At 73.6% G+C, this 23909-nt stretch carries 19 protein-coding genes; 6 read left to right on the top strand and 13 right to left on the bottom strand.

Features of this window, described 5'->3' with window-relative positions; genetic code table 11:
- Window positions 1-24: 24 nt before the first annotated feature.
- The 3 genes from ABZ738_RS03115 to ABZ738_RS03105 form a co-directional block, all read right to left on the bottom strand.
- A complete protein-coding gene (locus ABZ738_RS03115) occupies window positions 25-3576 on the bottom strand; it encodes an ATP-dependent DNA helicase (RefSeq protein ID WP_357210592.1) in 3552 nt (1183 codons plus the stop codon).
- 418 nt (window positions 3577-3994) lie between these two features.
- Complete coding sequence (locus ABZ738_RS03110; RefSeq protein WP_131057487.1) at window positions 3995-4540, bottom strand: TIGR00730 family Rossman fold protein; 546 nt, start codon at window positions 4538-4540, stop codon at window positions 3995-3997.
- Between the two features lies 1 nt (window position 4541).
- Entirely contained in the window at window positions 4542-5396 is an 855-nt protein-coding gene (locus ABZ738_RS03105; protein ID WP_131057490.1) for a TIGR00730 family Rossman fold protein, read from the bottom strand.
- 138 nt (window positions 5397-5534) lie between these two features.
- Here ABZ738_RS03105 and ABZ738_RS03100 point away from each other — a divergent pair, with 138 nt between their 5' ends.
- Complete coding sequence (locus ABZ738_RS03100) at window positions 5535-5687, top strand: hypothetical protein (RefSeq protein WP_162854397.1); 153 nt, start codon at window positions 5535-5537, stop codon at window positions 5685-5687.
- A 106-nt stretch (window positions 5688-5793) separates the two neighbouring features.
- On the opposite strand, the gene dapE is transcribed toward ABZ738_RS03100, so the two are convergent.
- Window positions 5794-6867, bottom strand: coding sequence for a succinyl-diaminopimelate desuccinylase (dapE, locus tag ABZ738_RS03095; protein ID WP_131054898.1), 1074 nt, complete (start codon window positions 6865-6867; stop codon window positions 5794-5796).
- A 137-nt stretch (window positions 6868-7004) separates the two neighbouring features.
- Here dapE and dapD point away from each other — a divergent pair, with 137 nt between their 5' ends.
- Window positions 7005-7964, top strand: coding sequence for a 2,3,4,5-tetrahydropyridine-2,6-dicarboxylate N-succinyltransferase (dapD, locus tag ABZ738_RS03090; RefSeq protein ID WP_357210588.1), 960 nt, complete (start codon window positions 7005-7007; stop codon window positions 7962-7964).
- A 107-nt stretch (window positions 7965-8071) separates the two neighbouring features.
- Here dapD and ABZ738_RS03085 read toward each other — a convergent pair whose 3' ends face one another.
- The gene (locus tag ABZ738_RS03085) at window positions 8072-11398 is read right to left on the bottom strand and encodes a S8 family serine peptidase (RefSeq protein ID WP_176095171.1); all 3327 of its coding nucleotides are present in this window, start codon (window positions 11396-11398) and stop codon (window positions 8072-8074) included.
- A 140-nt stretch (window positions 11399-11538) separates the two neighbouring features.
- On the opposite strand from ABZ738_RS03085, the gene ABZ738_RS03080 reads away from it, so the two are divergent.
- Both ABZ738_RS03080 and ABZ738_RS03075 read left to right on the top strand, forming a co-directional pair.
- Window positions 11539-12099 (top strand): sugar O-acetyltransferase, encoded by a 561-nt coding sequence (locus tag ABZ738_RS03080; RefSeq protein ID WP_357210585.1) that lies wholly within the window; start codon window positions 11539-11541, stop codon window positions 12097-12099.
- A 142-nt stretch (window positions 12100-12241) separates the two neighbouring features.
- Window positions 12242-14869: a hypothetical protein gene (locus tag ABZ738_RS03075; protein WP_357210582.1), complete on the top strand. Its 2628-nt coding sequence runs from the start codon at window positions 12242-12244 to the stop codon at window positions 14867-14869.
- Here ABZ738_RS03075 and ABZ738_RS03070 read toward each other — a convergent pair.
- The 5 genes from ABZ738_RS03070 to fdxA are packed head-to-tail and all read right to left on the bottom strand — an operon-like array spanning window position 14846 to window position 18620.
- Window positions 14846-15493, bottom strand: a complete 648-nt coding sequence (locus ABZ738_RS03070) for a nucleoside/nucleotide kinase family protein (RefSeq protein WP_131057041.1) — start codon at window positions 15491-15493, stop codon at window positions 14846-14848. The two genes, ABZ738_RS03075 and ABZ738_RS03070, sit on opposite strands and share 24 nt — an antisense overlap.
- Window positions 15493-16137: an SIMPL domain-containing protein gene (locus tag ABZ738_RS03065; protein ID WP_131057043.1), complete on the bottom strand. Its 645-nt coding sequence runs from the start codon at window positions 16135-16137 to the stop codon at window positions 15493-15495. Before ABZ738_RS03065 ends, ABZ738_RS03070 begins: the two co-directional genes overlap by 1 nt.
- Before the next feature lie 58 nt (window positions 16138-16195).
- Window positions 16196-17188 (bottom strand): prephenate dehydrogenase/arogenate dehydrogenase family protein, encoded by a 993-nt coding sequence (locus ABZ738_RS03060; RefSeq protein ID WP_236146008.1) that lies wholly within the window; start codon window positions 17186-17188, stop codon window positions 16196-16198.
- Window positions 17188-18297, bottom strand: coding sequence for a succinyldiaminopimelate transaminase (gene dapC / locus ABZ738_RS03055; RefSeq protein ID WP_357210927.1), 1110 nt, complete (start codon window positions 18295-18297; stop codon window positions 17188-17190). Before dapC ends, ABZ738_RS03060 begins: the two co-directional genes overlap by 1 nt.
- The gene (gene fdxA, locus ABZ738_RS03050; RefSeq protein ID WP_030490464.1) at window positions 18294-18620 is read right to left on the bottom strand and encodes a ferredoxin; all 327 of its coding nucleotides are present in this window, start codon (window positions 18618-18620) and stop codon (window positions 18294-18296) included. Before fdxA ends, dapC begins: the two co-directional genes overlap by 4 nt.
- A gap of 79 nt (window positions 18621-18699) precedes the next feature.
- Here fdxA and ABZ738_RS03045 point away from each other — a divergent pair, with 79 nt between their 5' ends.
- On the top strand, window positions 18700-19674 hold the full coding sequence (locus ABZ738_RS03045) for a GNAT family N-acetyltransferase (RefSeq protein WP_357210578.1): 975 nt from the start codon (window positions 18700-18702) through the stop codon (window positions 19672-19674).
- Window positions 19675-19702: 28 nt separating this feature from the next.
- On the opposite strand, the gene ABZ738_RS03040 is transcribed toward ABZ738_RS03045, so the two are convergent.
- The 3 genes from ABZ738_RS03040 to mshB all read right to left on the bottom strand — a co-directional run bounded on the left by ABZ738_RS03040 (window position 19703) and on the right by mshB (window position 21624).
- Entirely contained in the window at window positions 19703-20167 is a 465-nt protein-coding gene (locus ABZ738_RS03040) for a hypothetical protein (protein ID WP_131056368.1), read from the bottom strand.
- Window positions 20168-20245: 78 nt separating this feature from the next.
- Window positions 20246-20683, bottom strand: a complete 438-nt coding sequence (locus ABZ738_RS03035) for a hypothetical protein (RefSeq protein WP_131056371.1) — start codon at window positions 20681-20683, stop codon at window positions 20246-20248.
- A gap of 14 nt (window positions 20684-20697) precedes the next feature.
- On the bottom strand, window positions 20698-21624 hold the full coding sequence (gene mshB / locus ABZ738_RS03030) for an N-acetyl-1-D-myo-inositol-2-amino-2-deoxy-alpha-D-glucopyranoside deacetylase (RefSeq protein WP_131056366.1): 927 nt from the start codon (window positions 21622-21624) through the stop codon (window positions 20698-20700).
- Window positions 21625-21710: 86 nt separating this feature from the next.
- Here mshB and ABZ738_RS03025 point away from each other — a divergent pair, with 86 nt between their 5' ends.
- Entirely contained in the window at window positions 21711-23858 is a 2148-nt protein-coding gene (locus tag ABZ738_RS03025; protein ID WP_131056364.1) for a prolyl oligopeptidase family serine peptidase, read from the top strand.
- Window positions 23859-23909 lie beyond the last annotated feature (51 nt).

Below are 23909 nucleotides of genomic sequence, written 5' to 3'. Positions count from 1 at the left end.
CTGCCTTCTTCGGAGCTGGCACGCTCACTCCTGGTGCTCCGGTCGCCGGACGGTCGGTGGCTCGACCACCTGCCGTCCCTGCCCGGAGACCGGGCAGCTGGTCCGCACCGGGCAGACCCGGCACTTCGAGTTGGCGACCGCGGCGAAGGTGGCGGCGGCCATCGTATCGGCGGTCCGCCGGACCAGCGCGGTCGCCCAGCCGGCCTCGGGTCCGTCGGTCGACGCGGCCTGCGCCTGCTCCCGGGCGTCCCGCGCGCCGGTGCCGAGCTGCACCAGCGTCGCCCCGCCGGGCTCGTCGCCGTACTCGGCGAACGCCCCCGCCTCCACCGCCGCCTGGTATGCGCCGAGCTGCGGGTGCTCGGCCAGGTCCCGCTCGGTCACGGCGGTGGACTTGCCGGTCTTGAGGTCCACCACCACCAGCCGGCCGTCCGCGTCGACCTCCAGCCGGTCCACCCGCCCGACCAGCTCGATCGGCCGGTGCGGATCGTCCAGGCGTACCGCGAACTCGTGCTCGATGGCGAGCAGCCGGCGCGGATTGGCGGCCAGCCAGCGCAGCAGCTTGTCCACCATCGCCTCGGCGCGGGTCCGCTCCGGCCCGACCATCCACCGCGCGGCCAGCTCGATCGCGTCGAACCGGGCAGCCACGTAGTCCAGCAGCGCGCCCCGGTCCGCGCTGGCGTCCTCGGCGAGCATCGCCGCCGCGTGCACCAGGTTGCCGACCCCCTGGGCGGCGCTGGCCGGTGGGCTCCCGCCGTGCCGTTCCAGCAGCCAGCGCAGGCTGCACCGCAGCGCGCTCTCCATCGCCGACGGCGTCACCCGGACCGGCTCCCCCTCGTCCACCAGCGGCCGGTCGTCGGAGAGCGGTCGCAGCCCCCACCAGTCGTCCGGGTGCGCGCCGGCGACCCCGGCGGCGGCGAGTCGGGCCAGCTCGGCCGCTGCCGCCCGCCGCCGGGCGGTCGACGCCGCCGGGTCGGCCACCGCGGTACGCAGCTCCGCCACCAGCGCGGGCAGGGTCAACGCCCGGGGCGGCCGACTCAACGGCAGCGTCCGTGGCCCGACCCCGTCGTCCCGGTCCGGAGCATCGTCCCGGTCCGGAGCGTCCTCCTGGTGCTGAGCGTCGTGCCTGTCGTCGACCTGCGGCGCTCCGCTGCCCGCTCCGGGCGTCGACGGCTCCGGAGAAGCGGGCGGCGGTGGCCCATCGGGGTTCGGGGTGGGTCCGTCGCCGGGTGGATCGGTCGGCCCGAGTTCGTAGAGGAAGCGGCTGGGCTGCTCCTCGTGGTCGTCGCCGCCGACGGCCGCCGACGCGACGGCGCTGACCAGCAGTCGCCGCCGGGCCCGGGTCACCGCGACGTGGAACAGCCGCCGTTCCTCGTCGAGCAACGCGGAGGTCTGTCCGACCAGGGTGGCGACCTCCCCGGCACCGTCCGCCCGGCCGGTCATCACGTCGACCAGCCGTTCCGAGCCGAGCAGGCTGCCGCGCAACCGCAGGTCCGGCCAGACGCCCTCCTGCACCCCGGCGACGGCGACCAGATCCCACTCCAGGCCCTTCGCGGCGTGCGCGGTGAGCAGGCGTACCGCGTCGCCCCGGTCGGCGGAGGAGGCGAGCGTGTCGGCGGGGAGTTCCTGGGCGAGCACATGGTCGAGGAAGACCTCGGTCCGCGCGCCCGGTAAACGGTCGGTGAACCGGGCGGCGGCGTCGAAGAGCACCAGCACCGCGTCCAGGTCCCGGTCGGCCGCCTCGGCCCGACGCCGCCGGGCCAGGTCGCCCTCACCGGCCACGGCCGGTCCCCGGGCCAGCGCGGCGGACCACAGCTCGGCCAGCCCGCTGGCCTGCCAGACCGCCCAGAGGACGTCCTCGACGGTGGCGCCCGGTCGACCGGCCGTCTCGCGGGCCACCGCCAGCAGCCCGGCCACCGTCTGCGCCGACTCGGCCCAGCGCCGCTCCACCCCGGCCAGCTCGGCCGGGTCCTGCAACGCCTCGACGATCAGCTCGCCGGAGGGCCGACGGTCGCCGCCGGCCAGGGCGAGCGCGCGTAGGCCCTGCCGCAGCCGGCGCTCCGCCAGCGGATCGGCACCGCCGAGCGGCGAGTGCAGCAACGCGACGGCGGCCTCCTCGTCCAGCCGCTCCGGCTCCAACGCGCAGCGCAACAGCAGCAGCAGCGGCGCGACCGCCGGTTGCAGGTGCAACGGCAGGTCCTCGCCGTGCACCACGGTCGGTACGCCGGCGGCGTGCAGCGCCCGCCGCAACCCGGGCAGTTGCCGCCCGGTGGAACGGACCAGCACCGCCATCCGGGCCCAGGGCACGCCGCCGAGCAGGTGCGCCTCGCGCAGCGCGTGTGCCAGCCAGGCCGCCTCGCTGGTGGCCGAACGGAAGGTCCGGACCTCGACGGTGCCCGGTGGCGTGTCGGGCAACGGGTGCAGCCGACGGTGTGCCGCCGGACCACGCAACCGTCGACCCAGCCGGGACGCGGCAGCGAGCAGCCGCTCCCCCGCGCGGTAACTGGTGGTGAGCAGCACCTGCGCGGCCGGCGCACCGGAGGCGGTGCGGAACCGGTGCGGGAACGTCGTCACACCGGCCGGATCGGTGCCCCGGAAGGCGTACGTGGAGGAGTCGGGATCGGCGAAGGCCACCAGCGGCGTGCCGCCCCCGGCGACCGTGTCCAACAGGTCGAGCTGCGCAGGGTCGGTGTCGGCCAGCTCGTCGACGTAGACGTACGCGAGACGACGCCGCTCGGACGCCAGCACCTCCGCGTCGTCGCGCAGCAGACCGGTCGCCGCCCGGACCAGCTCCGCCGGGTCGTACGCGACCGAGCCCCGGTTGGCGACGTCCCGCAGCGCCAGCACCGCGACGTACTCACGCAGGAAGCGGGCGGCGGCCGGCCAGTCGGCGCGGCCGAGCCGCTCGCCGAGCCGGGCCAGCTCGACCGGACCGACGCCCCGCTCCGCCGCCCGCATCAGCAGGTCGCGGAGCTGGGCGGCGAACGCCCGGGTACGCAGTGCCGGTCGCAACTCCTCCGGCCAGCCACCCGGTTCGTCGCCGGGCTCCTCCCCCACCACGTCCAGCAACTCACGGATGATCAGATCCTGCTCCGGACCGGTGAGCAGCCGTGGCGACGGCTCACCCCGCTCGGCGGCGGCCCGCCGCAACAACCCGAAGGCGTACGCCGGGAAGGTCCGCACCAGCGGCTCCCGCACCACCCGCCGCCCGTTCGCGGCGATCCGCGCCTCGATCCGGTGCCGCAGGTCGACCGCGCCCCGGCGACTGAAGGTGAGCACCAGGACCCGCTCCGGATCGACCCCCTCCTCGACCCGGGCGGCCACCGCCTCGACGAGCGTGTGGGTCTTCCCGGTGCCCGGTCCTCCGAGGACGAGCATCGGCCCGTCGGTGTGTGCCACGACCTCGGCCTGCCGAGGATCCGCCGACGTCTGCTCCCCGCCGGACGCGGGTGCGGGTGCGGGCGCGGACGCGGGTGCGGGTGCGGACGGCGGGCCGGCCAGGTCCGGAGAATGCCCGGTGGCCGGGTCGTTCTCCTGGGTCGGCCCGCCGGACCGACGCACCAACCGGTACGCCTGCATCCCGCCATCCCATCACGGCCCTGCGACACTGCCCGACGCGCCACACCCGCCGACGACCCGACGCCCACCCGTCCTCACCGGTCCCGTCCGCTGGTCCCGGTCGCCGCTCCCTCGCCGGCCCCGGCAGTGACGTGCGGTGGTTCGCGTGCCACCACCCCGACCGGTACCCCGCTGGTCGCCCTTTGCTCTGCTTCACCCCACGCAACGGTTCGGACGAACTTCTGTTGCGCGGGGTGAAGCAGAGCAAAGGCGGCGAGCAGGTATACCCCGGGAGTCGGCTCAACCCGAGACGGCGCGACCCGAGACGGCGCGAATCACCACACCGGCGTGCGGCACCGGGCCACCGCCCGGTGCCCCTCGGTGAGCGCGGCCGCGTGGGGCAGGCGGCAAGGGTCAGGCGCGGTGTGGGTGGCGCCGCCTAGGTGAGGGCTGCCTCGATGACGTCGAGGGCGGTGGGGACGGTGTCGGCGACCTGGACGAGATCGAAGCCGGCGGGCTTGAGGAAGCTCTGGTCGGTGACCGCGCGCAGCCAGTCCATCAACGGGGTGTAGAACCCGTCGGTGTCCACCATCACCATCGGTTTGCGGTGCAGGGCCAGGGTGGCGGTGGTCCAGACCTCGAAGAGTTCGTCGAGGGTGCCCAAGCCACCGGGCAGGGTGAGGAACGCGTCCGACTTCTCGACCATGAGGACCTTGCGGTTGGCCATCGAGTCGGTGATCAGCAGTTCGTCGGAGGCGACGTCGGCGACTTCCAGGTCGACCAGCACCTGCGGGATGATCCCGACGGTCCGGCCGCCGGCCGCGCGGGCCCCCTCGACCAGCGCGCCCATCATGCCGACGCGACCACCTCCGCTGACCAGCGTGTGCCCTCGTCGGGCGAGTTCCGCGCCGGTGGCCTCGGCGAGGTCGAGCCACCGTTGGTCGAGGGTACGGGAGGAGGCGCAGAACACGCAGATCGCCGCCACCTCAGCGCTCCGCCTGCTCGGCCCGCTCGGCCGACTCGGCTGCCGCCTGCTGGTCCGCCGCGGTACGGGCCACCGCGTCGGCGCGTACCGCCTCCTGCTCGGTGTTGAGCGCGGCCTCGGCCTCCACGATGTGCCGGACCGCCGCGGCGACGTCGTCGGTGACGCAGATCAACTCCAGGTCGACCGGTCCGATCTTGCCCTCGGCGGCCATCGTGTCGCGCAGCCAGTCGAGCAGCCCCTGCCAGTACTCGGCACCCATCAGCACCACCGGGAACCGGGTCACCTTGCCGGTCTGCACCAGGGTGAGCGCCTCGAACAGCTCGTCCATCGTGCCGAAGCCGCCGGGCAGCACGACGAACGCCTGGGCGTACTTGACGAACATGGTCTTGCGGGCGAAGAAGTAGCGGAAGTCGATGGCCAGGTCGACCCACTCGTTGATGCCCTGCTCGAAGGGGAGTTCGATGCCGAGACCGACGGAGTGCCCACCGGCCTCGCTCGCGCCCCGGTTGGCCGCCTCCATCACGCCGGGTCCACCCCCGGTGATCACCGCGTAGCCGGCACGGGCCAGGGCCGCGCCGAGCGCCTCGGCGAGCTGGCACTCCGGGCTGTCCGGCTTGCTCCGGGCGCTACCGAAGACGCTGACGGCGGGCGGCAGGTCGGCGAGGGTGTCGAAGCCTTCGACGAATTCGGAGAGTATCCGTAGCGCCCGCCAGGCGTCCTTGGTCTTCCAGTCCGCGCGGGTCCGCGAATCCAGTAGCCCTTGGTCCGCTGTGCTGGTGGTGATCGCCTGGCGGCGCAGTGTGACGGCGCCGCGGTGCCGCTCCCGTCCTGGTTCGCGGCGGTTGCTCTGAGTCATGGGAGCAACCGTAGTGGAGTTCCGCCGGGGCGCCCGGCAAACACTTCGTGATCTTGTGCAACCAATTCGCTTTCCCGTACGTCTTACTATTCACATACCGGGTATGCCCGGCGCGCAGGCTTCGGGGGAGGAGACAGCGTGATCAGTAGCAACGAACGGATCCGGATGAGGCGTCAGATGCAGCGACGCATCCGCGACGTGGTGGCCGAGCGCCGCCGTACCCGGCTGCTCGAAGACCCGCCCGAACCGCCCGCGGAGCCCGCTTCCGACACGGCGCTCACCCGCGTGTAGCGCGGGGCCTGGACACCCTGCGCCTGAGCCCCGCGCGCCGGTCACCCGGGCGGGCGCGGCGGCACCGCACCGCCGCCCGCACGACCGGACGCGCGAGTCCGCCGGGTCAGGCGGAGGCGAGCCAACGGTGCAGCGTGGCGGCACCGTCACGGATCTTGCCGATCTCGACGTGCTCGTCCGGGTGGTGGGCGAGATTGGGATCACCCGGACCGAAGTTGAGCGCCGGGATCCCCATCGCCGCGAAGCGGGCCACGTCGGTCCACCCCAGCTTGCCGATCGGGGCGGCACCCACCGCCGCCAGGAACTCCTGGGCGGGTGGGGCCTCCAGGCCGGGCAGCGCACCGGGCGCGCAGTCGGTCACCGTCACCTCGTACCCGGCGAGCACCTCGCGCAGGTGCGCCTCCGCCTCGGCCGGCGTACGGTCCGGCGCGAAACGGTAGTTGACCTCGATCTCGCACCGGTCCGGGACCACGTTGCCGGCCACCCCACCGTTGATCCGCACCGCGTTCATGCCCTCGCGGTAGTCGCACCCGTCGATGGTCACCCGCCGCGCCTGGTACTCCGACAGCCGCCGCAGGATCTCACCGGCACCGTGGATCGCGTTGACGCCGTGCCAGGCGCGCGCCGAGTGGGCCCGTACGCCGGTGGTGACCGCCCTCGCCCGCATGGTGCCCTGGCAGCCCGCCTCGACGATCCCGTGCGTCGGTTCGAGCAGCAGGGCGAAGTCGGCCGTCAACCACTCCGGGTACGCCTCGGCCACCAGCCGCAGGCCGTTGTACCGGGACTCGATCTCCTCGGCCTCGTAGAAGAAGTACGTCACGTCGTAGCGCGGGTCGGGCAGGGTGGCCGCGAGGTGCAGCGCGAAGGCCACCCCGGACTTCATGTCCGAGGTGCCGCAGCCGTACATCAGGTCGCCGCGCAGCGTGGACGGGAAGTTGTTGTTCAACGGCACGGTGTCCAGGTGACCGGCCAACACCACCCGGGACGCCCGCCCCAGGTCGGTACGCGCCATCACCGTGTTCCCGTGCCGGTAGGTGGCCAGGTGGGGCAGCTTCCGCAGCACCTCCTCGACGCAGTCGGCGATGGCCTTCTCGTTGAGCGAGACCGACTCGATGTCGACCAGGGCGCGGGTCAACGCCACCGGATCGGCGAGGACCTCGGGGGTAAGCGGGTTCTCCATGGTCCGCACGGTACCGTCACAACCGGCGACCGCGAGACGCGAGCCCGCGAGCCCTTCGACGACGCGCGAGGAGTGAGCTCGCGCACCCCGCAGTCGCGAGCAGCAGCCAGCGCAGCATGCGAGCGAGAGGTGAGTAAGTGACGTCCACAGAATCCGCGTGGGGCATCGGCCTGGCCACCGTGACCGCCGACGACCAGGTGCTCGACACCTGGTATCCGACCGGCAAGCTGGGCCTCGGCGAGCTGCCGTTGGTCCCCGGCGAGGACCAGGCAGACGTGCTGGACCTTCCGCCGGGTGCGATCGGCGACCGGGCCCTGCCGGGTCTGCGTACCGTCCAGGTGATCACCGTGATCGGCTCGCTGGACGACCCGATCAAGGACGCCAGTGACGCGTACCTGCGACTGCACCTGCTCTCCCACCGCTTGGTGCGGCCCAACGAACTCAACCTCGACGGCGTCTTCGGCAAGCTGGCCAACGTGGCCTGGACCTCCGCCGGGCCGTGCCCGCCGGAGCGGGTCGACGAGCTGCGCGTCATCGAGCGGGCCGCCGGCCGTCACCTGGCCGTGTACGGGGTGGACAAGTTCCCCCGGATGACCGACTACGTGGTGCCCTCGGGTGTCCGGATCGCCGACGCCGACCGGGTCCGCCTCGGCGCCCACCTCGCCTCCGGCACCACCGTGATGCACGAGGGCTTCGTCAACTTCAACGCCGGCACGCTCGGCACCTCCATGGTCGAGGGCCGGATCGTGCAGGGCGTGGTCGTCGGCGACGGTTCCGACATCGGCGGCGGCGCCTCCATCATGGGCACGCTCTCCGGCGGCGGCACCGACAGGGTACGCATCGGCGAGCGCAGCCTGATCGGGGCGAACGCGGGTGTCGGCATCTCGCTGGGCGACGACTGTGTGGTGGAGGCGGGGTGCTACATCACCGCCGCCTCGAAGCTCGCCCTGCCGGACGGCCGGGTGGTCAAGGCCCGCGAGCTGTCTGGAGTCGACGGGCTGCTGTTCTGGCGCAACTCGATCACGGGCGGGCTGGAGGCCCGGCCGCGTACCGGTCAGGGCATCACCCTGAACGCCGCCCTGCACGCGAACGACTGACGCCTCCGCGCGGACTCGTGCAAGGAAGGGTCCCCTGCTAACGCCTGGTGCATAGCAGGGGACCCCTCCTTACATCGGTGCCGACGGTGCCGGCACCACCGACGTGATCACTTCAGGCGGTACGCCTGGATGATCCGCTGGGTCACCGTGTTGCCGCCGCTGTCCCGGGCGGCGGCCCGCAGGGACACGTGGCCGGTGCCCTTCGGATGCTGCACGGTGGCCTTCCAGCCGCTGCCGGCCTTCTTCACCCGGGCCCGCTGCCAGGTCCGGCCACCGTCGTAGGAGACCTCGACGGTCACCGAGGTGGTCCGCGCCGACGGCGCACCGGGCTGCCGCTGCACCTGGACCGGGATCACGAAGGACCGGCCGGCCGGGGCGGTGTGCGCCCCGTCGAGCCGAGGCGTGAACCTGATCGCCGAGGCGGGCAACGCCACCGGATCGTCGCCCCGGACGTGCCGGGACCGGAAGGTCCAGGCGGCGGCGACCTCCGTGCTCAGGTCGGTGAAGCTGCGCTTCACTGAGGTCTCCATCCGGTACGTCGCCGTCCCGGCCGGCACCTCGAAGTCACCCCAGCCGTTGTCCGGGCTCTCGCCGACCAGCTTGCCGTTGCGGTAGAGCGCGGTACGCGAGGTGTCCGCCACCGAAGCCCCGTGGTGCCCCGCGGCGTCCCCGTGCAGCGGCACCGCCAGGCTGATCACGTCACCCCGCCGGGTGAGCCCCTCCCCCGGCCACTGCGGCACCGCGAACGACGGCCCGTAGGGAGCGCTGTTCCAGGTGTCCTGGTACTTCTTCCCCGCCCGGTAGGCCGTCGGGTCCGAGAAGAGGAAGGCCACCCCGACCGGCCACCCGTCGTCGGACGGTACGCCGAAGGTCAGGTCACCGTTCCAGCGGATGCCCTTGGTGTTGTAGTACTCGACCCGGCTGCCGGGGGCCTCGGTGGGCAGGATGATCGCCCAGCCGCCGACGTTCACCTCGTGGACCGGATAGACGGCCCGTTCGGCGACGGTGTCCGGGTACCCGCTGCGGAACTTCTGCGTGACGGTGGCCAGGTCACCCTTGCGGTAGTTCCGGATCAGCCCGGTCGGCATCCGACCCGGGACGCTCTCCGCCAGGGCATAGAGGTAGGAGCTGCTCTCCGCCTCCACGTCGGCCCACTGACTGCCCACCGTGCCGAGGAACCTCTTCGGCGAGACGGGGCGGCCGAGTTGCCCGGTGCTGATGCCGGTGAAGTCGAAGGCGAGCAGGCCGTAGCTGGCGCCGCCGTCGTCCAGGAGGAAGTTCGCGCTGATGTCCACCAGGGCCGGCGTCGCCGACCGTTGCGGCACGGTCATCCGCACCGGCTTCGCCCGGCGGGCGTCGACGGTGACCGTGGTGTCCCTCGTGACGGCCAGCTCCGGCCGGACGAGGAACGCGGACTCCTCGGTCTCCATGTCGAACAGGTAGCTGTTCAACCCGTACCGGCCCTTGGGCACGCGGACCTCGGCGGTGCCCGACGGGTCGTACGCGAAGTAGTCGACGAAGTCGTCCAGGCCCAGCAGTGAGGTGCTGTAGTCCTCCGTCGGCGTACCGTCGGACCCGAGGTGCCGCACCGTCACGGTGTAGCTCTCCACCTCCTTGTGGACCGCCAACGGGGTGAGGGCCACGGTGTCGCCGGCACGGGCCACGATCCGGCCGGTGTAGTGACCGTCCGGGCCGTCCACGCTGGTGTCGGTGGTGACGGTGGCGGACGCCGTGCCGCCTGCGGGCACCACGACGCTGCTCGTGCCCAGCGTGAACATGCCGGCCGGTGCGGGCGTCCCGTCCGGGCCGGTGACGTCGAGGACGAGGTCCAGGGTGAGCGCGGTGCTCCCGGTGTTGTGCCAGTTCACTTCGCGGGTGATCGGCTCGTCGTCGGCGTGCGGCCAGAGGGTGCGGCCGAACGAGACGCTCGCCGGCTCACTGGTCACCTGCTGGGTGATCGCCCTCGCCACGTCGACCCGTCCGGCGCCCTGCTGATAGGCGGTCAGCTCCGGATGCGGCGCGGCGGAGGACATCAGGGTGGCCTTGAGCTGGGCTGCCGTGGCGTCGCCGCGCTGCTGGGCGAGCAGTGCCGCCGCACCGGCGACGTGCGGCGCGGACATCGAGGTGCCGGAGAGCGACACGTACTGTTCGCCGACCGGATCGCCGAGCAGCGTGCCCTCGCCCCGGGCGGCGACGATGTCCACTCCCGGCGCGGTGATGTCCGGCTTCAGCGCGTCGTCGCCGACTCGCGGACCCTGGCTGGAGAAGAAGGCGAGGTCGTCGTCCCGGTCGACGGCCCCGACGGCGAGTGCGGAGTCCGCGCTGGCGGGTGAACCGACCGAACCGGCCCGGCCGCTGTTGCCGGCCGAGATCACGAAGAGCGCCCCGGTCTGCGCGGTCAGCGTGTCGACCGCCAGCTCCAACGGGTCGACCTGCGGGCTGTCCGTCCCGCCCAGGCTCAGGTTGATCACGTCGGCCTGCTGGTCGACGGCGGCCCACTGCATCCCGGCCAGGATGGCGGAGTCGGGGCAGCCGTACTCCTCGCAGACCTTGCCGTCGAGCAGCGTCGCGTCCGGGGCGACCCCTCGGTTCCGGCCGTCGGATGCGGCGCCACTGCCGGCGATGATCGACGCGACGTGGGTCCCGTGGCCGACGATGTCGCCGGGGTTCTCCTCCTCGGTGAAGTTCTCCGCCGCGCCGACCCGCCCGACCAGGTCGGGGTGCGCGGCGTCGACGCCGGTGTCCAGCACCGCCACCCGTACGCCCCGACCGGTGAAGCCGGCCTGGTGGGCGGCGGGCGCGCCGATCTGCGGCACGCTGTGCTCCAGAGTCAGGTGTCGCCTGCCGTCGAGCCAGAGCCGCTCGACACCCCCCGCCGCGTCGATCCGCGCACTGCCACCGGCCAGGGCGGCCCAGAGCCGATTCGACTCCTGCTTGTCCAGGGTGGCCGCGACGCCGCCGATGGCGGCCAGGTCACGGGTGACGGTTACCCCGTCGGGCACCCCGGTCCGCCGCGCGGCGCCCTCCGGGTACGTCATCAGCAGCGGCAGGTCGCTGCGGTGGCGGTCGTCGTAGCCGGCGGCGATCAACCCGGTCACGTCGAAGAGACGCCGGTCGACGCGGCCCGCCTGGATCAGTGGCAGGGCGTCCTGCGGCACCACCCAGAGGTGGTCCTGCCGGCGTTGGGTGAGGAAGCGGATTCCCGAGCGGCCCTCGGCCGGGCGCACGCTCGCCGCACCGGAGGGGCTCACCGTGACGCGGTCACCGGTGATCAGGGTGACGGTCGTGTTCCCGGCCGACGCCGCACGGGCGGCGGGCGACGGGGTGGACCCCGGTGCGGCGGTGGGGGACGGACCGGCGGTGGCCGTGCCCGGTGCGCCGAGCACGAGGCCCAGCACCAGCCCGATGGCGGTCAGTCTGCTTTTGCGAGGCAACCGAACCCTCCTTCTGGAGTGTCTTATCGATGTGAGTCACATCGACACCTGCCAGGATTGCATACCGAGTATGCACAAAGGAGTCAAGAATTCGACGAAGTCGATACCAGCGCGTCGCGGATGACGGCATGATCGTGCGGGTGGCATCCATGAAGGAACGCATGCTGGCCGGAGAGCCGTACCTCGCCGAGGGGCCGGAGATCCTCGCCGACCTCCAACGCGCCGCCCGACTGATGGAACGCGTCAACACCAGCCCCGCCGACAACCCCGACGCCCGGCTCGCCGCACTGCGGGAACTGCTCGGCGAACTCGGCGAGGACACCTGGATCCGCCCGCCGTTCTACTGCGACTACGGCTACCACATCCGGATCGGGCCACGCAGCTTCGTGAACTTCAATGCGGTCTTCCTCGACGTCGCACCGATCACGATCGGCGCGGACGTGCAGGTCGGCCCGAACGTACAACTGCTCACCCCGACCCACCCGGTGGACCCGGAGCAGCGCCGGGCGAAGTGGGAGGCGGCCAAGCCGATCACCATCGGCGACAACGTATGGCTGGGCGGCGGGGCGATCGTCCTGGCCGGTGTCACCGTCGGGGAGAACACGGTGGTCGGCGCGGGTGCCGTGGTGACCAAGGACCTGCCCGCCAACGTCGTCGCCGTCGGCAACCCGGCCCGCCCGGTCCGCCAACTGGACCAATAACCCCCGCACACTCGGTCACCGTCCGGACCGGACCAATCTCCGCGAAAAACGTTCCTACCTGCGAAAACATCCTCGCGGTGGATGGCACTCCCTCCACAGTTCAGGCACTCTGGGTTACAGAGTCGTCACCGGGAGGCGTGCCATGAGCGGTCGGATCCTCGAACTGCGCGTACACGGCGTGTCGAACACGCCGCCGGCCGAGACCCTGGGTGTGCCCACCGAACCGGGCACCGAGCCCGCTCCGCCGCGACTGGTCGCCGGAGGACCGGTCACCGGCTTCTACCGCTCCCCCGGCACCTCGACGGGCGACCCGATCGTGGTCGAGGCGTACAGCTGGGGGCAGTTGACCTCGGGCGCGCGGACCGCGCGCGACGTGGAGCGGGCCCTGTGGACGCTGCTGCTGCCCTTCACCCTGGCCAACGTGGCGCTGCACGCCCGGCCCGGCATCCCGGCCGACCCGACCAGCGAACGGTTCGCCAGCCGGTCCGGGATCACCGCCTGGCTGATCCGACTGTTCTGCCTGACGCTGACGGCCACACCCGTGCTGGCGCTCACCGGCGTCGGCGTCGACCTCATCGGCTGGCAGTGCGTCGACGACAGTTGCCTGGGCCGGATCCCGGGGCCCTGGCAGTTCCTCGCCGACCCCTGGTGGCAGCGGGGCAGCCGCGCGCTCGCGGTCGGACTGCTCGTGCCGCTCGCCCTGATCGTGGTGCTCGGCCTGGTCGCCTGGCGGACCTACCAGTACGAGGCGGTGATGCCCGCCGACCCGACCGATCCGCCGGTCCGCCAGCCACCCGGACCGGCCGACGCCGACCTGCCCGACGGCCAGCCGGAACAGGAGCCGCCGTCGCCGCCCGAGCCACCCCGGGGCCCGCTCGCCAACCCACTCGAAGATCCCACCTTCTGGTGGGGCGAGGGGCAGCTCCGCCGCGCCGCCGTCCTGCACCTCTGCACCGGTACGGTGGCCGCCGTCGCCGTCCCGCTCGGTACCACCCTCGCCCTGCACCCACCGCACGGAGCCCGGGCGGTCATCGCCTGGCCCACCGTGGCGTTGCTCGTCGCGGTCGTCGTGATCACGGTGGTGGCGATCGGCCGGCCGTTCCTGACCCGGCGCGACGGGGCGACGCCGCTCGGCCCGTGGAGCGTCACCGTCATCGTCCTCACCGGCCTCGGGCTGGTCGGCACCGTCCTGGTGCTGATGCTGCCGGACAGCGCGGGCGGTGCGGCACAGCTGGCCACCCTCCGCCCACCCGCCGGCTGCGGCGACGCGTCGTCACTGCCGGGCTGCCAGGAGGACCGGTCCCTGCCCGGCTTCGACCGGGTCCTCGCCTGGCTCGGCACCGGCCAACTGCTGCTACTCATCGCGATCGGCGCGACCGCCCGCTCCGGGCGGCGCGGCGGTGCCACACCGGCCGCCGCCACGGTGCTGATCACCGTCGGCGCCGCCTGGTGCCAGGGCTGGTTGCCGTTCCTGCCGCCGGCACCGCTCGCGGTGTGGCAGGTCGTCCCGGCACTGCTGCTCCTCGCCGCAACCGGCCTCCTGATGCCGCGTACCCGACCCAGCGACGTGACCCAGCCCCTCGGGCCCTACACGGACCTGGCCTGGCGTGGTCGCGGCCCGGCCGTCATCGCCGGATTCGGGTGGCTGCTCTGCCTCGCGTACAGCACCGGCCTGCTCTACTGGGTCAGCGACCTGCTCAACCGGGACGCCACCGACAGCGGACGTCCCCCGGTGGTGCCGCCGGTCCCGGTGACCTGGTCCGGTCTGGTCTTCGGCATGGCACTGCTGCTGCTCGCCCTGGTCGCGATCCGTGCCGTCGTGCTGTTCCGCCGACTGCGCCGGCAGGAGTACGCCGAGCTGCGGGCAGAAGGCGGTCTCTCCGCGCACGACCTGCGCCGCGCCCGGGACGTCAGCACCCACCAGGCCCTGCACCGCCTGGTCGGCGAACACGCACTGCGACTGATCGGCTGGTACGCGGGCACCGCGGGGACACTCGCCGCGCTCGGCTGCATGGTCGTGCTCTCCCCCGCCCGCCCGCACGATCTCACCTCGGGCACCACCGGCACCGTCATCGGGGTCGTCGCCGACGTCGGTGACCGGCTGCTCGGGTGGCTGCCTCTGGCGATCGCCGCGATCGGTCTGCTGGTCTACCGCAACGACACGGTCCGGCGGTCGGTCGGCGTGGTCTGGGACGTCGGCACGTTCTGGCCGCGCGCCGCGCACCCGCTCGCCCCACCGAGCTACGCCGAACGGGCCGTGCCGGAACTGCTCACCCGCACCGCCGGGCTGCTCGCGCTGACCGAACACGATCCCCGCCGGGTGGACGGCATCATCCTCTCCGGACACAGCCAGGGCACCGTCATCTGCACCGCCGTCATCCTCCAGATCCCGCAACGCTGGCGGCAACGGATCTGGTTCTTCTCCTACGGGTGCCAGCTCACCCGGCTCTACGGCCGGATCTTCCCGGCGTACTTCGGCCCGGACCGGCTGCCGGTGCTGACCCGGGCACTGACCCGCCCCTCGGCCGGGACCCGGTGGACGAACTTCTGGCGGGACACCGACCCGCTCGGGTGGCCGGTCACCGCCGGGGAACGCGACATCGCGGTCACCGACCCGGAGGCACTGCACCCGAGCGACGGCGAGGTGGCCGACCCGCCGATCCGCAGCCACAGCGGATACCCGGAGGCGGCCGAGTTCCAGCGGGAACGGTCCCGGGTGGCGTGGATGCTGCGTCGGGCCGTGCCGTCACCCCGGAGGGGGGTCGGCTAGCCGGACCACCAGGTCGGCCCGGACGGCGGTCTCGGCCACCAGCGCGGCGTTGACCTCGTCGCTGCCCAGCGCCCAGGCGCGCGCCTCCTCGGCCGACCGGCCGTACCCGACGTGCCGGGCCACGAGCCGACGCCGTCGCAGGTCGCCGTCGAGATCCAGGAACCACGCCTCGTGCAGCAACGCCCGCATCTCGTCCCACGGCCAGTCCGGCACGAGCAGGTAGTTGCCCTCGGTCACCACCAGCCGGACCTCCGGCGGCACCTCGATCGCGCCCGCGATCGGTTCCTCCAGCTCCCGGCGGAACTCCGGCGCCCAGACCGACGTCGGCTCCTTGCGCCGCAGGCGGCGCATCAGCGAGACGTACCCGTTGGCGTCGAAGGTGTCGATCGCCCCCTTGCGGGCGGCGCGGCCCAGCCGGTGCAACTCGGCCTGGGCCAGGTGGAATCCGTCCATCGGCACCAGCCGGGCGGACGCACCGATCGCCGCGACCACCTCGGCGGCCAGCGTGGACTTGCCCGCACCGGGTGCGCCGGTGATGCCGAGCAGTTGCCGGGGACCCGCGTCGGCCAGGGCGCGGGCCCGCCGCACCAACTCGTCGACGGGCAGCACCCGGGCCTCGGTCATCAGGACAGGACCGGCCGGGTGATCGCGAACCGGGCCCGCACCGCCGCGTGCACCGACTGTGGTTGCGGATCGAGCTCCAACTCCGGCACGGCGGTCGACTCGACCCCACCGGCGTCGAACGACATCCGGGCCATCATCGGCTGCCCGCCGCCCTCGTCGGCGAGCTCGATCAGGTCGGTCACCCGCGCGTCGAGCGCCTCGGCGTACTCGCGGGCGCGCAGCAGGGCATCGGCGATCGCGGCATGCCGGGCCTCCCGGTAGGCCGGGCTGTCCGGCCGCAGCGACCACCAGGGCCCGGCGACCGCCACCTGGTCCTGGTCGGCCAGCCGCAGCATCAGTTCGCCGAGCGCGGTGAAGTCGCTGACCGTCACCGTGGTCACCACCGAGCCGTGCCAGGCCACCACCCGCTCGCCGGACCGTCGTGTCTCGGGCCGCACCCGCAGGTCGCCGGTCTCGCGGCGGTCGATCGTCGGCCCGTACGAGTCGAGCAGCACCCGGATCGCGGCGGCCCGCTCGGCCAGCCGGGTCAGCGTGGGCTCGCGCTCCCGGTCGCGCGCGAGCGCGGTCACCGCGAACCGGGCCTCCTCCGGAGCGACTTCCCGGTACGCCTCACCGCGTACGGTCACCACCGGTCCGTCCACCATGCCCTCACCCTAGCGGCGGCTCACGTACCGCGCCCACCGATGCGTCCCGCCCGACGGATCAGCCGGCCTGCGGGAGCTGCGCAGTGTACGAGACCACCTCGTCGAGGACCCGGCACCCGCTGAGGTGACCGCCCGCCGCGCCCAGCCCGGTCAGCCAGGCGACCTCGGCGGTGGCCTCACCGTCGACCGGGAACGGGCGGACCGTCGGTTGGTACGGCCGTCCGGCGAGGGCGACCCGGGCGGCACCCGCCTCGGCGTACCGGGCGGTGAGCGCGTCACCGTCACCGGCTCGCAGCGCCTCGGTCAGCTCGTCGAGGTAGGCGGTGACCTCGGCCAGGGCGGCCAGCACCTGCTCACGGTTGCCGCGCAGCATGTTCGCGGTGCGCGGGGCCGGGGTGCCGGCGACCCGGGTGCCGTCGCGGAAGCTGCCGGCGGCCAGCGTCAGCACGGCGTCGCGCAGCGGCGAGCGCTGGGCGGCACCGGCCAGGGCACCGGCGAGCAGGTGCGGCACGTGCGAGGAGAGCGCGACCACGGCGTCGTGCCGGTCCGCCGCCATCGGCACCACCCGGGCCCCGATCACCTCGGTGACCAGGGCGGCCAGCCGGCGGAACGCGCCCAGCCCGTCCGGCGCGGGACAGAGCACCCAGGCGGCGCCCGCGAACAGCTCGGGCCGGGCCGCACCGAGACCGGCCCGGTCGGTGCCGGCCATCGGATGACCGGGCACGAAGCGGTGGGTCAGGCCCCGGGTCGCGGCGAATGCGGCCAGCTCGGCCTTGGTGCTGCCGACGTCGGTGAGCAGGCAGTCCGGCCCGGTCGCCGCGGCCACCTCGACCAGGGTCTCCGGCAGGGTCGGCAGCGGCCCGCCGAGGAACACCACGTCCCGGCCGGCCACCGCGTCGGTCAGCCGCTCGGAGGTGGGTACGCCGGCCAGCCGGGCCTGGCGGCGGGTCGCGTCGTCCGGGTCCCAGCCCGTCACGTCCAGCCCGGCGGCGTGCAGCCGGAGCAGCACCGACCCGCCGATCAGGCCGGTGCCGACCACCGCCGCGCGCATCAGGGGCCGGCGAGGCGGGCGGCGACGGCGGCGACCCGCTCGTCGGACTCGGTCAGCGCCACCCGGACGTACTGCCCGGCGGTGGGCCCGTAGAAGACACCGGCGGCGACCAGGATGCCGCGCCGGGCCAGCCAGTCGACCGTGTCCCAGCAGTCCTCGCCCCGGGTCAGCCAGAGGTAGAGCCCCGCCTCGGAGTGCGTGACGGTGAACCCGGCCCCGGTGAACGCGGCCCGCAGGACCTCCCGGCGTGCCCGGTAACGCTCCCGCTGCGCGGTGGCGTGCTCCTCGTCGTGCAGCGCGGCCACCATCGCCGCCTGCACCGGCTTGGGCACGATCATCCCCGCGTGCTTGCGGATCTTGAGTAGCTCGGCCACCAGAGCGGGGTCACCGGCCACGAACCCCGCCCGGTACCCGGCGAGGTTGGACCGCTTGGAGAGCGAGTGCACGGCCAGCACCGAGTCGTACGAGCCGCCGCAGACCTCCGGCGAGAGCACCGAGACCGGCTCGGCGTCCCAGCCCAGCGGCAGGTAACACTCGTCGCTGGCGACCACGGCGCCACGCTCCCGGGCCCAGTCCACCACCTTGCGCAGGTGGGCGGCGGGCAGCACCCGGCCGGTCGGGTTGCCCGGCGAGTTGACCCAGACCAGGCGTACCCGGGAGGTCGGACCGACCGCGGTCAGCGAGTCGGCGCGGACCGTGGTGGCCCCGGCCAGCCGGGCCCCGTCCTCGTAGGTGGGGTAGGCCACCGACGGCACCACCACGACGTCACCCGGCCCGAGCCCCAGCAGGGTCGGCAACCAGGCGACCAGCTCCTTCGACCCGATCGTCGGCAGCACCCCGAGCCCGTCGACGCCCGCCCCGCAGGACCGGGCCACCCAGGCCGTGATCGCCGCACGCAGGTCCGGGGTACCGGCGGTGAGCGGGTACCCCGGTGCGTCCGACGCCTCGGCCAGCGCACGCCGGATCACCTCGGGCACCGGATCGACCGGCGTGCCCATGGAGAGGTTGATCAGGCCGTCCGGATGCGCCGCGGCCAGGGTCGCCGCGGCGTCCAGCGTGTCCCAGGTGAACTCGGGCAGCCGCGACGAGACCGGCGCGGGGGCGTTCAGTGCCCCTCGCCGCGCGGCGGCTGCGCGGCGACGAAGGTGGCGTCCTTCTCCACCTTGCCGACCTTTGAGGCACCCCCGGGCGAGCCCAGGTCCTCGAAGAACTCGTAGTTTGCGCCGGTGTAGTCCTTCCACTGCTCGGGGACGTCGTCCTCGTAGAAGATCGCCTCGACCGGGCACACAGGCTCACAGGCACCACAGTCGACGCACTCGTCGGGGTGGATGTAGAGCATCCGGTTGCCCTCGTAAATGCAGTCGACCGGGCATTCCTCGATGCATGCCTTGTCGAGCACATCCACGCACGGCTCGGCGATGATGTAGGTCACCGGTCTTCTCCTCCGCAAGACTCGTCGCGATCACACGCGACGGTAAGAGCCTAGTATCTCGCCGGGGAGGAGGTCGATCGTGCTCCGAGAGCAGGATGTGGGACACCGGATCGTGGTCCGGCGGATCGTGGGCTCACGCGCCGGTCGGCCGGTGTTCACCGACGCCCTCGGCGAGCTGGTCGAGCTGACCGAGACCCACCTCACGATGACCACCCGGCAGGGTCGGCTGCGCGTACCGATCGCCGAGGTGCACCGCGCCAAACGGGTCCCGCCGACCCGCCGGCCCACCGCCGACGCCGTGGTCGCGCTGGAACTCGCCGCCGACGAGGCGTGGCCGGCGCCCGTCCGGGGTCGGCTCGGCGACTGGCTGCTGCGCTCCGCCGACGGCTGGACCGGCCGCGCCAACTCCGCGCTGCCGGTCGGCGACCCCGACCGGCCGCTGCCGGCCGCACTCGACGCGGTCGAGCGCTGGTACGCCGAACGGGGCCGGCCGGCGATCGTCAACACGCCGTTGCCGCTGGCCGCACCGGTCGGCGCCGAACTCGACCTGCGCGGCTGGGAGAGCCGCCCGCTGGTGCTGGTGCAGACCGTGCCGCTGGCCGCCCTGACCGCACCCGACGGCCGGGTTACCCGCGCGGCCACCGCCGCCGCACCCGCCGTCGAACTGGCCGCCGCGCCGACGGACGACTGGCTCACGGTGGCCGCCGGCCGCAAGGGCGGGCTGCCGGCCGCCGCCCGGCACGTGCTCACCGCCGTCGGACAGGTCCGCTTCGCGCACGCGTACGACGGGGACACGCTGGTCGGGGTCGGCCGGGGCACCGTCACCGGCGCGGGCCGCTGGCTCGGACTGTCCCTGATCGAGGTGCTGCCCGAGGCCCGCCGCCGAGGGGTGGCCGTGGCCGTCATCGGCGCGCTCGCCGAGTGGGCCGGCACGGCCGGCGCCACCGACGTGTTCCTCCAGGTCGAACAGCACAACGTGCCCGCCGTGACGCTCTACCGGACGCTGGGCTTCACCACCCACCACACCTACCGGAGCCGGATCGCCCCGAGCTGACGGCGCGACCCGTGCCGGGCGTACCCGGTCAGCGACGCACGCTGCGACGCGGCTTGCCCGAGCCGCTCTCCGCGTACTCCTGGAGGCTCTGCGACCGGTGGTCGCGGCCCAGCGTGGTGAGCAGCAGGTAACCCAGGATCGTGCCGACGGTGGTCGCGACGAGGTAGAGCACGACCTGCCAGAAGAAGGTGGCGCTGCCGTCGGCGAACGGGCTCCGGCCCACCAGCAGCGGCCCGACGAACATGGTCAGCGCGAGCGCGATGCCGATCGCGCCGGCCAGCTCGGGGCCCCACTGGGCCACCGGACGCGACTGGCCCCACGAGTAGGCCATCCCGGCCAGGATCAACCCGATCACCGCGAACATCCCGAGGGTCACCCGATCGGCGGCGGCCTCGTCACCGTCGAAGCCGAACCGGATCACCAGTCGGGCGACCACGTTGACCGCGAACAACGCGATCGCGAGCACTCCGATCGCGCGCCACCGCTGCCCCATCGCACGCCTCCCGCCGTACCGCCCGCCCCGGTGGCGGGCCTCCTGGCAGGAATGTCTATCACCCGGGACGGGGTGGCGTCAGTACCGCCTGGACGGCGGGTTCGGCGCGAGGATCGACCGGAACGCCATCACCGCGAAGGTCATCGACCCGGCCACCACCAACGTGAGCCCCACCCAGTTGCCGACCAGCAGCACGTCGCCCTCGGTGGTCCGGTCGGCCGCCGCCACCATGATCACGACCCACGGCAGCGCCGGCAGCACCACCGCCCACCGGGACCCCACCGTCTCCATGGCGAACCAGCTCAGCACGATGTTCGCGAGCACGGCCACCAGCACCGCCGCCCCGATCAGGTACCCACCGACCCGCAGCGGGGCGAGCAGCAACTCCAGCACCGCCGTCACCGCCCCGGCGACCAGGGCGACCACCCCGCCGAGCGCCCGCAGGCCGAGGTCCACGGGTCGCCGCCAGGCCCGCGCGGGCGGTGGCGGCTGGTGTCCGGGCGGGGCGACCGACATCGCGGTGGGCACGGTCACCGGAGACCGGCCGTACCGACCGGTGTGCGATCCGGGTCGTCGGCGGTCTCCAGCCCGGCGAACAGGTCCGACTCCCAGCCGTACGGGCCGCTGCCCGGTCCCTTCGCGCCCACCGCGAGGGTGAAGTACTCCACGCCCATGAACTCGGCGCCGAAGTTGCCGGCGATCGAGTAGAGCCAGGAGGTGGCCGGGATCTGGGTGGCGTGCGCCCGCATCGCCGCCTCCTTCGCGGCGTGCTGCTCGGTCGCGTCGATCCGCGCCGCGATGTCCTTGTCCGGCGTGCAGAAGGGCAGGTCGGTGGCGTTCTCGATGCCGGCGAAGGGGTTGTCCGAGGACTCCTCGAAGTGCGTCATCCCGGCCTCCAGGACGCTCTGCGGCATGGCCGTCCAGTAGACCTTCGCCGGGGCGATCCCCTCGGCGGCGGCCAGCTCGACGGCCCGCATCGCGACCCGGTGCGCCTGGATGTGGTCGGGGTGGCCGTAGAAGCCGTTCCCGTCGTAGGTGATCACCACCTGCGGGCGTACCTCCCGGATCACCTCCAGCAGCTGGCCGGCGGCCTCGTCCAGGTCGGCCTGCCAGAAGGCGCGCGGGTGGTCGTTGGTGGCCAGGCCCATCATCCCCGAGTCGCGGTAGCGTCCGGCGCCACCGAGGAAGCGGTGGTCGGTCACGCCGAGCTCGGCGCAGGCGGCGGCCAGCTCGGCGATCCGGAACCCCCCGAGCTGGTCGGCCTCGGCGGCGGCGAGCCCGACCAGCTCCGGCACGTGGATCTCGCCCTCCTCGCCGAGTGTGCAGGTGACCAGGGTGACGTGGGCCCCGGTGGCGGCGTAGTGCGCCATGGTCGAACCGGTGCCGATGGACTCGTCGTCGGGGTGCGCGTGGACCAGCAACAGGCGGCGGTCGGGCAGCGTCGTCACGAGGGTCACTCTAACCGGCGGTTCTCGCCGATCACCCCCGACGCGTCCGCTCGGGTCCGGCACATCGCGCTCGGCCGCCGCATACGATCTGGCCTGTGGACTTTCCCGAGCTGGCCGCCCGCACCCGCCGGTTCAGCCACGGGGCGCCGCGCGCCGTCTCCGTGGCCGACGACGGGGCCCGGGTGGTCTTCCTGCGTTCCGCGGGGCCGGAGGACCCGGCCGACGCGCTCTGGCAGCTGGACGTGGCGAGCGGCGAGGAACACCTGGTCGCCGACCCGGTCGCGCTGCTCGGCGAGGACGCCGACCCGGCCGCGCTCAGCCCCGGCGAACGGGCCCGACGGGAGCGGCTGCGGCTCTCCGCCGCCGGCATCGGCGCGTACGCCCTGGACGCCGCCGGCCGGGTGGCGGTGTTCGCACTGGCCGGTCGGCTGTTCCGGGCCGACCTGGTGCACGGCGACGTGATCGAGGTGCCGGCCGCCGGCCCGGTCCTCGATCCCCGGCCGGACCCGACCGGCCAACGGCTCGCGTACGTCACCGACGCCGCCGAGGGGGTACGCCGGGGCGAACTGCGGATCGTCGACGTCGACGGCACCGACACGATCCTGGCCGGCGAGGACTCCGGGGTGCTGTGGGGGCTGGCCGAGCACATCGCGGCGGAGGAGTTCGACCGGCACCGGGGCTACTGGTGGGCACCGGACGGCCGGTCGGTGCTGGCCGCCCGGGTCGACGAGTCCCGGCTGCCCCGCTGGCACCTGCACGACCCGGCGCAGCCGGCGAGCCCGCCGGTCAGCGTCGCGTACCCGGTGGCCGGTGGACCCAACGCGGAGGTCAGCCTGCACCTGTTGGACCTCGACGGCGGCTGGGTGGACGTGCACTGGGACCGGGAGACCTACCCGTACCTGACCGCGGTGCACTGGGCCGAGGGTGCTCCGCTGGTCACCGTGCTGCGCCGCGCGCAGCAGCACGGGCTGGTGCTCGCCGTCGACCCGCGCACCGGCGAGACCCAGGTGCACGCCGAACTGGCCGACCCGCGCTGGGTGGAGCCGATCGCCGGTACGCCCGCACACCTGCCGGACGGGCGGGTGCTGGTCGGCGGCGAACTCGCCCACGACGGGTACGACGCGCGGTGCCTCTTCGCCGACGGCACCCTGCTCACCCCGCCCTCGCTCTACGTCCGCCGGGTGGTGGGCCGGCTGGCCACCGGCACCGGGCCGGCGGACCTGCTGGTCGAGGCGAGCGACGGCGAACCGAGCGAGCAGCACCTGTTCCGGGTCCGCACCAGCATCGGCGGCGGCGTCGACGCCCGCCGCCTGACCAGCGACGCGGGATGGCACCACGGTGCGGTCGGCGGGGACGTGCTGGTCGTCGGCGTCGCCTCGCTCGACCACCCGGGTGTGCGGTGGACGGTCCGGCAGGGCGACCGCGAGGTGGCCGTGCTCCGGTCGCTGGCGGCCACGCCCCGCTACTCCCCGCTGCCGCTGCTGGAACGGGTCACCGACCGACGCCTGCCCTCGGCCGTGCTCTACCCGGACAACCACGTCACCGGCCGTCGGCTGCCGGTGCTGCTCGACGTGTACGGCGGGCCGGGGCACCAGGAGGTGGTCGCCGCCCGCGCGGCCTGGCTGGAACGGCAGTGGTGGGCCGACGCCGGCTTCGCGGTGGTGGTGGTCGACAACCGGGGTACGCCCGGCATCGCGCCGTCGTTCGAGAAGGCCATCCACCGGCGGCTCGCCGACGTGATCCTGCTCGACCAGGTGGAGGCGCTGACCGCGCTCGCCGACAAGCACCCGGACCTGGACCTGTCCCGGGTCGGGGTACGCGGCTGGTCGTTCGGCGGCTGGCTGGCCGGGCTCGCGGTGCTGCGCCACCCCGAGCTGTTCAAGTGCGGGATCGCCGGCGCGCCGGTGACCGACTGGGCCCTCTACGACACCGCGTACACCGAGCGGTATCTCGGCCTGCCCGACGACGGCCCGGACGTGTACGCCCATCACTCGCTGGTGGAGGCGGCCGCCGAGCCGCCCACCGACCCGGCGCAGGCCCGGCCGCTGCTGCTGGTGCACGGCATGGTGGACGACAACGTGGTGGCCGCGCACACGCTGCGGTTCTCGGCCGCGCTGCTGGCCGCCGGCCGACCGCACTCGGTGCTGCCGCTGACCGGTGCGACGCACATGGCCGCCGGTGGGCTCGCCGAGCGCCTCCTGCGCCTGGAACTCGACTTCCTCCGCACCCACCTGTCGGTGTAAGGAAGGGCACCTTACTAACGCCTCGTGCATAGCAGGGGACCCCTCCTTACA

Origin of the sequence: Micromonospora sp. NPDC047793 (assembly GCF_040642635.1) — a bacterium.
Lineage (GTDB): Bacteria > Actinomycetota > Actinomycetes > Mycobacteriales > Micromonosporaceae > Micromonospora.
The sequence above is the reverse complement of the archived record's forward strand: the minus strand, read 5'-3'. Positions and strand labels throughout refer to the sequence as shown.